Raw genomic sequence first — 8156 nt, 5'->3', positions numbered from 1 at the left:
CGACAAAAATATTGTTACCGACTTTGAACAACTCGAATGGCTCAAGGAAAGGCTGATTGAATCTTGGAATACTCAAGATGTGCGGGGACGTGTCCTTTATTTCCACCATCCTCCCTACGTCACCGAAGTTACCAAGTGGGACCAAGGACAAACGATGGAAGTTCGTTACAATCTGCGCCGTGTTCTGGATGCGGTCGCTGAAGCGGTTGGGGAACTGCCACAGGGGCGTCCCATCGTGGATTTGGTGCTTTCGGGTCATGCCCATTGCTTGGAACATCTCTACACAGGTGACACCGGACACGCGGACTCTCACATTAACTGGATTGTCTGCGGGGGGAGCGGTTACAGTCTGCGTCGCCAACGGGCGGAGGGTTCGGATTTAAGTGAGCGCTTTAGGGATAATCAAGGCGATCGCATTCGTCAAGTTGCAAAATCCCGCCTTTTTGTCGGTCGGCATGGTCATGGCTCAAAGAAGGGGCGACCCTATTCGTTTATCCGAGTTGATGTCAAAGCCGGTTGCCCCCCCAAGTTCGTTGTCCGCCCCTTGATTGCCGAACGATTGGGGCGACAGTGGCGTCATAACCACCTTGAACCCTTTGTTATTTAACGTCCCCATATCGGGCAAGGACTATTCTTCTCTTCTTGCATTTTGAACTATAAATGGATACAACCCCACCCACTGAGTTGTCCCAGAAGCCTGAAATTTCGGCTAATCAGGTAGACTCCGCTGAACAACCCGTTTTAGATCAACCACCCTTGATTGATTTACGTCAATATGACTCATCCAAGTTTGATCGCGGGCGTCCTGGATGGTTCGTTTTACTTTGGTGGTTGGTGCAAGCGATCGCATTTCCCTTAAGTCCCCATACCTTCAACGGCTTCCGCAATGGGCTACTCCAGCTATTTGGGGCTAAAATTGGCACTGGTGTGATTCTCCGACCCACTGCCCGTTTTACCTATCCCTGGAAAGTGGAAATTGGCGACTACAGTTGGATTGGGGATGATGTGGTTTTTTACAGTCTCGATCGCATTCGCATTGGCTGTCACAGCGTGATTTCGCAAAAATGCTACCTCTGTACCGGTAGCCACGACATCCAAGACTCAGGATTTGGCCTAATCACCGCACCCATTGCGATCGGTAACGGCGTCTGGATTGCCACGGATTGCTTCATTGCCCCAGGCGTTCAAATTGGGGCCAATGCGGTGATTGGGGCGCGTAGCAGTGTTTTCAACAATATCCCAGCCCAACAAGTATGTTGGGGCACACCCGCACGCCCCCGCTATCAACGGCAAATCGGGCAGAAATAAAATTAAAAGGCGATCGGGCAAAGGAAATATCAAGTCTCCATCCCTATGCTTGAATTTCAGCTTCATGCAGGAGGATGGTCGTCTCAAAACCCACTCTACCGAAATCAGGTTCTGGCCCCATCTCCATTTCAATGGCATAAATCCAGCTCTGATTTGAATTAGGTCGGTAGCTTTTGATTGTGCCTATACCGCCACTAAAACGCACGATTTGATTTCTATTAAACCTGGGTACCGTCATAGAAGTTGAGTTCATAAATCTGAATGCTCCTGTGCTTTTTGTGATTTCTGAGTCATTGGCGATGCGCCCTTGGGGATTATCGCCTACTGATACGGTTTCGATTTCTCTCTTAGTGAGTGGGAAACATTGTTCTGCCATACTTTTTATCTTCCAGGCCATTAGATAGCAAATCAGTATGACTAGGACGAAGCTAATACTTCTTAATATAAAAGTACGATTGATGCCCAACTCCACCTTTAACGCTTGAATCTAGCGTTTTTCATTCAGGCTAAACACATGTTAGATACCTGTAACTAAGAGTAATAAAAATTCATTTTTTCTGTGAAATGCTGAACCCCAGAAAGAATCTTGCTTATAGTTGTAGCTAAAGATTATTTTTTTGTAGCTCTATCGAGAGGGCTGTCTTATAAAAATTGACCCTATATCTCAGGATACCCATCTATTAACTATATGTGTATAGATGAAGACGTAAACACGCAACATTAGTTTCAAAACGTTACGTCAAGACTAATGTGATATCCAGTTGCTTACGCTGAATAGGCATGTTGTAGTGAGCGGGTTCAGCGCCTACACCAAGACCCAGATTTCTTACTCCAAACTACAAGATAGTAAGTGATATAGCTGTTAGCTGTTTGTATAGCTGTCGCCATAAAGCTTAGGACGAATGTCACTGATTTAAGAAATCTCCTACCTCACCAACCAACCCTTGTGCAGGGGGTCTCTAGGTAGGCACTCCGTCCCCCAGTGGGGGGTTTGGGGGGAACCCCCCCAATCTTGGTTTTTCCAAGAAACGATCACTTTTCGCTTAAGTCAGTGCCATTCAGCTTAGGACAGAGTTAACAGCCCAAACGACCACCTAGCAGTAATAAACATAAAAGCCTTCTGTCCTGGAGCCTTCTGCCTTTTGTTATATACCTTTTGCTATATCAAGGTTAGGACAGATATAACGGCTGAAGCGACCACGTAGCAGTAATAAACCTTCTGCCCTCTACCTTTTACGATAGATAGGGATTTGCGATGACAGGACTTAGGGGTAGGTAGTTTATAATTTCCTACTAATCTCTCACAATCAGATGATGCTTCGCGTCAAACATAATCTTCCCTTGTTTTTGTAACTGACCGAGCAATCGGGTAATGGTCACTCTAGTAGTACAGCAAGCATCGGCAAAATCCTGATGAGTGAGACGAACACTTAAACGAGTGCCTTGAACCTCAGGCACGCCGATTTGCTCCTTCAACAACTGCAACAAATGATGCAAGCGTTCTTTCACTTGTCGCTTCCCAGAAATGGCTAACAGCATTTCTGTCTGACGTAGCCGCTGACTGATTTGAGTTAAAAGAGTTTGGGAAAGACGAGGGCAAGCGCTAATCTCTGCTACGGAAAGGCAAGCTAACTTGACCGTTTCCGAGAGAGCTGTGGCTTGATAGGTGGGAAGGGAAGTCATCATCGAACCAAAAGGTATAGATGGCCCTACCAACCCCATCAGTATCTCATCACCGGTTTCACTCATCGTATTTAGCTTCACTACCCCTTGAGTAACGAGCCAAACGCAAGTCGGTGTGAGGGGGATAATTTCTCCTTTGGAATAACTATGCAACGGTCGATCCTGGAAAAGAGCGTCGTTGTTTGTGGAGAGCGCCTTTTGAGGTTGCTGGTACTTGGGGAGTTCACGCACTATCCAACGCAAGTAGATTGGCCTGTTGTCATCGTCATAGACAGCATCTACAGTCACATCTGCTTCAACGCAATCACCGTTACGGGGTTGTAGGCGTGCTGTCCAGTTGTGCACAAAGTTACGCTGGTGCAATTGGTTGAATTTGAAGCGAAACGCCGAACGCTCTTGTAGGGGGATAAAGTTGATTAGCAGCTTGTCCCTCAAGTAGGACGGCTCAAGATTCAGTAATCTACCAGCGGCACGGTTAGCTTCTTGAATTTTCCCTTGTGCGTCAGTTACCAGGTAAGCATTCGGCATCAAATCGAATAGCTCTTGGTAGCGCTTGCGTTCTACTTCCGCCTGCAATCGGGTAACAGCTATTTCCTCAGATTGCTGGTACAGCTCTTCGACAGCGACTTGCAACTCTTCCGAGGCGGTACCGAGTTCCTTGAAGGCTGTTGGCAGTAAGAACTCTGGTTGCTGAGCTACCGAGGCATTCGCGCCTTCGTACAGCTCAGCTAAGCGCCAGTTTATCACCTGTAGCCGCTTAGCAAACACATCAACGTTTACCATGTCTCAACCTCCAACATCACCTATCGAGGTGAACAATAGAAGATTCCTGCTTTTGATGCACTGACCAATCGAGAGATTTAGCTTAAGCAATTTCCAATTTTTGTTAATCAAACTTGCCAAAATCAGGGATAATTTTGTCTGCACGATAGGAAATTCTAGTGTTTGGTTGTATACAGGGTTACAGGCAAAATTAACACTAGTGCAGTCAGTGATGCTGGCTGGTCAACATTTCGACAGTGGTTAGAGTATTTTGGATTTAAATATGGGAAGGTTACGATTGCCGTGCCTCCCCACAATACAAGTCAAAATTGCTCTAACTGTGGGACGAAAGTAAAGAAATCCCTGTCAACCTTTCACACAGACCACCTGATTGAGTGTTGCCACGACTTCCACGAGATCAGACTGATTATTCATAACCTCGTCGATAGACTTGTAAGCACCTGGAATTTCATCCAAAACACCCTCATCTTTGCGACACTCAATCCCTTGGGTTTGCTCAATCAAATCGTCCAACGAGAAGTGCTTCTTCGCCTTGCTGCGCGACATCTGACGCCCTGCACCGTGGGAACAAGAGCAATAGCTGTCATGATTACCTTTACCCTTAACAATGAAAGACTTTGCTCCCATCGAACCAGGGATGATGCCGTAATCTTCCTCTTGCGCCCGGACTGCACCTTTGCGTGTGACGTACACGTCTTCACCAAAATGCACTTCCTTCTCAGCGTAGTTGTGATGGCAGTTCACCTCCAACAGAGGCTTGGTGGGTTTGCCGCCAGCGAGATGTTTCTCAACAATCCGCTTGAAGCGAGCCATCATCACATCGCGGTTGACGCGTGCATAATTTTGCGCCCACTGCAAGTCCCGCCAGTAAGCCCGAAACTCTGGCGTTCCGGCAACAAAGTAGGCTAAATCTGGGTCAGGGAGAGCTGTTTTTGTCATTTTGGCGAGCTCTTTTGCCGTGCTGATGTGGCACTGTGCCAGCACATTGCCAATGTTGCGCGAACCGGAGTGCAGCATGAGCCAAACTTGGTTTTCGGTATCGATGCAAACTTCAATGAAGTGATTGCCGCCACCGAGGGAACCCATTTGTCTCATCGCTTTCCCTTTTAAATCTTGCACTCCTCGATGCAGTTGTTTGAAATCAGCCCAATGCTGCCAGTTCGTTACAGATTTTTCAATGTCTTTGTTCTCGTTAAAGCCAACCGGAATAGCGGCTTCAATATCTAGGCGAATTTTCTTGAGTTTACCCTCCAGTTGGTTAGCCACAAAGGTTGTTTTAACTGCACACATCCCGCAACCAATATCCACACCGACAGCAGCAGGCATGAGAGCTTCTCTTGTCGCAACGACAGAACCCACTAAGGCTCCCTTGCCCAAGTGAACGTCTGGCATTAATGCCACATGCTTGAAAACAAAGGGCAGAGAAGCCACATTTTTTGCCATCTTGGTTTCCTCTGAGCCGAGAGCATGATTCGCCCAAGAAAGGACTGGCGTCTGGGTGGAGAGTTTTAGCTTTTCGTATGGCATAAACCTGTGCCTCTTAAAAATATTGCTGTTTATGGGGAAAGAGTTTTGTACAACGACTTATGTTTGGCTCAATTCATCCCTGTTTAAAGCTTTATACGGGATAGCTCTGAGATTAGTTTTTGGTGTACTACATTAATGCTACACGACGCCTAGCTAAATTCCAGAATGTTGTTTTGCTATCCTCTGGGTCTTTCAGGCAAAAGTAATAGCCCAGAGAGAAACTACATTACAATTTGTAAACAAGGCAAGGTTTTCAACGGCTCTGCCTGAAGTGTGTCAAAAGCAATCCACACAACCCCACATCTACTCCTATGGCAGTTCGTAAGGACACAATTTGGGAACGCTTCCTATCGCCGATTGTCCGTAGCTTGATTGATCAAGAAAAGTTGCGGCAGTTGTATGAAAGCATTGATTGGGAAGGCGAGAGCGATCGCTTATGCAATCCTCAGGTCATTTACCCTGACTACTACAGTAGCCAAAACTTCCACGGCATCGAGGGGGGATACCTCAACCCCAGTGCTTCGGTTACCTACGATCCGATTACCCAATACGTGCTGCCACCGAATGAAACGTGGGTACGCCAAGGCTTAATTGATCGTATCAAGGGAACGCCGCGACGGATTCTCGACTTAGGCTGCGGTACGGGTTCCACCACCCTGATGTTGAAACAAGCCTTTCCCCAAGCCCAGGTGATTGGATTAGACTTGTCACCCTATATGCTGGTGATGGCGGAACACAAAGCCAAAACAGCCGGGTTAACGATGCAGTGGCGTCATGGGAATGCCGAAGAGACAGGCTTTCCTAATGCGTCGTTTGACTTAGTAACGGCGTCGTTATTGTTTCACGAGACACCACCCGCCGCCGCCAAGTCCATTCTGCGGGAAGGCTTCCGGTTGCTGATGCCAGGAGGAGGACTATTGATTCTAGACGGAAATCAGAAAACATTGCGCCAAGTGGATTGGCTTACAGAGGTGTTTGAGGAGCCGTATATTAAGGATTATGCGACCCAGAGTGTAGAGGCTTGGATGGGTGCAGTCGGCTTTGAAGCGGTACAAACACATGATCATTGGTGGGTGCATCAAATTACCCAGGGGATGAAACCCATCCCAGCAAACAACCGGGCTACAACCCCGCCACAGGGGTTCACGAGTAACACACCCCAAGATTTTGGTTCACAGGGCACTCCCGCCCCAGCGTTTTAGCACCTGGCATGACATTAAAGGCAGTTCTATTTGATTTCAACGGCGTCATTATTAATGACGAGGCCATTCACCAACAACTGGTTGAGGAAATTCTCCTACAGGAAAATCTGCGTCCCTCATCCGATGAGTATCGAGAAGTTTGCCTGGGAAGGAGCGATCGCATTTGTCTAACTGAGTTACTCAAGCGTCGAGGACGATTTGTTACAGAAAGCTACTTAACCCAACTCATCACCCGTAAAGCCCAAGCCTATGAGCAAAAGCTCCAGATGCTCGAAAAGTTGCCAATTTATCCAGGCGTGGAGGATTTAATTTTCCAAATTCGCGCTGCCCAGTTGCCGATGGGGGTGGTAAGTGGGGCGCTGCGTTGTGAGGTGGAATTAGTCCTCAATCGTGCCGGGATCGCCCAGCACTTCGCGGTGATTGTTGGGGGTGACGATATCAAAGTGAGCAAACCCGAACCCGATGGGTATCTTTTAGCCGTTGAGCGACTCAATCTAAAATATCCCAACCTCAAAGCCCAAGCTTCAGACTGCCTAGCGATTGAAGATACCCCAGCCGGCATTACAGCGGCGAAACGAACTGGGATGCAGGTGGTGGGAGTCGCGAATACCTATCCCTTTCACATGCTCCAGCGTCAAGCCAACTGGACGGTGGATTATCTTCACGACATAGAATTAGACCGAGTGCGGGACATTTATGTTCGCCGTGAACATCAGCCTGATGCCAGGAAGTGTTAAAATGCGAAACGGTGAATGTTCGCGTCTAGGTGAGGATTTAATCAAAAGTCTTTATCCCTAAGGGGAATTAGCTCAGTTGGTAGAGCGCTGCGATCGCACCGCAGAGGTCACCGGTTCGAGTCCGGTATTCTCCATGCCCATATCAAGATAATCTTCGCTTTGTTAAGTGTTTGGTAACTCTTGTATCAACTTGTGAGCACTGCTCTCTGTTATGTCTAGATCGGTTATGGTAAGAAAGAAAAGAGAATTCTAAAGGAATTCTTAATAAATGAACCGTGTCTGAACTGATAACCTCACGGTGTTATCAAACCACTGTTCCCGTTCCCCTGCCCAGCAAGGGTTTTTACCTAAAAAGGAGATTCTATGACTCCCACAATGCTGCGTCAGCTGTGGTCTCTCATTGAAACAACTCAGGCTAATCTTCTGCTAAAACTGGATGATGCGAGTTTAGTACAGTGGCTGCTGAAGCAATTCAAGCAAGACCGAGCGCTGAATCATGAAGAAATCCACGTGTTAAGCGACTACCTCAACAATAGGATCACTCTCATCCGGGATCTAGCTCAACAACGCTGTTAGGTAGCAGGACAAAAAACAGGCGATTGCCTTCCCCTTGGCTACAACCTAGCCAGAGTTTATAGAAACGCCGTAAAACCCACGTCTTTTTAAGCGTGGGATATAAGGCGGGGCAGCGGAGGTACATAGCTGCCCAAGACTTTCCGGGCTAAGCCACGAAGCTTAACTAGCGCTATTATGCTACGTATGATAGCATAATAAGTCGGGGGGTTAGGTCGATGCCATGATAATCTACGAGTTCAAAATCAAGGCGAAAGATGCTCAGTACAGAGCAATAGATGAGGCTATCCGTACCAGTCAATTCATTCAGAATAAATGCTTACGGTACTGGAGGGATAACGAA

The 8156-nt window shown here is 47.4% G+C and carries 7 protein-coding genes, 1 tRNA gene and 2 pseudogenes; 7 read left to right on the top strand and 3 right to left on the bottom strand.

Annotated elements, in window-relative coordinates:
• Positions 1 to 607: pseudogene (locus tag V6C93_RS25360) on the top strand (metallophosphoesterase); the annotation flags it as partial.
• 53 nt (positions 608 to 660) lie between these two features.
• On the top strand, positions 661 to 1308 hold the full coding sequence (gene hpsU / locus V6C93_RS25355) for a hormogonium polysaccharide biosynthesis acetyltransferase HpsU (protein WP_333479447.1): 648 nt from the start codon (positions 661 to 663) through the stop codon (positions 1306 to 1308).
• Positions 1309 to 1351: 43 nt separating this feature from the next.
• Here hpsU and V6C93_RS25350 read toward each other — a convergent pair whose 3' ends face one another.
• Together V6C93_RS25350 and V6C93_RS25345 are read right to left on the bottom strand one after the other, a co-directional pair.
• Complete coding sequence (locus tag V6C93_RS25350) at positions 1352 to 1684, bottom strand: hypothetical protein (protein ID WP_333479446.1); 333 nt, start codon at positions 1682 to 1684, stop codon at positions 1352 to 1354.
• Between the two features lie 917 nt (positions 1685 to 2601).
• Complete coding sequence (locus V6C93_RS25345) at positions 2602 to 3774, bottom strand: PAS domain-containing protein (RefSeq protein ID WP_333479445.1); 1173 nt, start codon at positions 3772 to 3774, stop codon at positions 2602 to 2604.
• A gap of 201 nt (positions 3775 to 3975) precedes the next feature.
• Between V6C93_RS25345 and V6C93_RS25340 the strand changes: the two are divergent.
• Positions 3976 to 4125: pseudogene (locus V6C93_RS25340) on the top strand (zinc ribbon domain-containing protein); the annotation flags it as partial.
• Here V6C93_RS25340 and V6C93_RS25335 read toward each other — a convergent pair.
• Positions 4120 to 5301 (bottom strand): RtcB family protein, encoded by a 1182-nt coding sequence (locus V6C93_RS25335; protein ID WP_333479444.1) that lies wholly within the window; start codon positions 5299 to 5301, stop codon positions 4120 to 4122. The pseudogene V6C93_RS25340 and the gene V6C93_RS25335 overlap by 6 nt on opposite strands.
• 311 nt (positions 5302 to 5612) lie before the next feature.
• On the opposite strand from V6C93_RS25335, the gene V6C93_RS25330 reads away from it, so the two are divergent.
• The 4 genes from V6C93_RS25330 to V6C93_RS25315 all read left to right on the top strand — a co-directional run bounded on the left by V6C93_RS25330 (position 5613) and on the right by V6C93_RS25315 (position 7816).
• The gene (locus tag V6C93_RS25330; protein WP_333479443.1) at positions 5613 to 6503 is read left to right on the top strand and encodes a class I SAM-dependent methyltransferase; all 891 of its coding nucleotides are present in this window, start codon (positions 5613 to 5615) and stop codon (positions 6501 to 6503) included.
• Positions 6504 to 6511: 8 nt separating this feature from the next.
• Positions 6512 to 7240 (top strand): HAD family phosphatase, encoded by a 729-nt coding sequence (locus V6C93_RS25325; RefSeq protein WP_333479442.1) that lies wholly within the window; start codon positions 6512 to 6514, stop codon positions 7238 to 7240.
• 61 nt (positions 7241 to 7301) lie between these two features.
• Positions 7302 to 7374: transfer RNA gene (locus tag V6C93_RS25320), tRNA-Ala, on the top strand.
• A 229-nt stretch (positions 7375 to 7603) separates the two neighbouring features.
• Positions 7604 to 7816, top strand: a complete 213-nt coding sequence (locus V6C93_RS25315; protein WP_333479441.1) for a hypothetical protein — start codon at positions 7604 to 7606, stop codon at positions 7814 to 7816.
• Positions 7817 to 8156 lie beyond the last annotated feature (340 nt).

It is taken from the genome of Allocoleopsis sp. (genome assembly GCF_036703385.1).
Lineage (GTDB): Bacteria > Cyanobacteriota > Cyanobacteriia > Cyanobacteriales > Coleofasciculaceae > Allocoleopsis.
The sequence above is the reverse complement of the archived record's forward strand: the minus strand, read 5'-3'. Positions and strand labels throughout refer to the sequence as shown.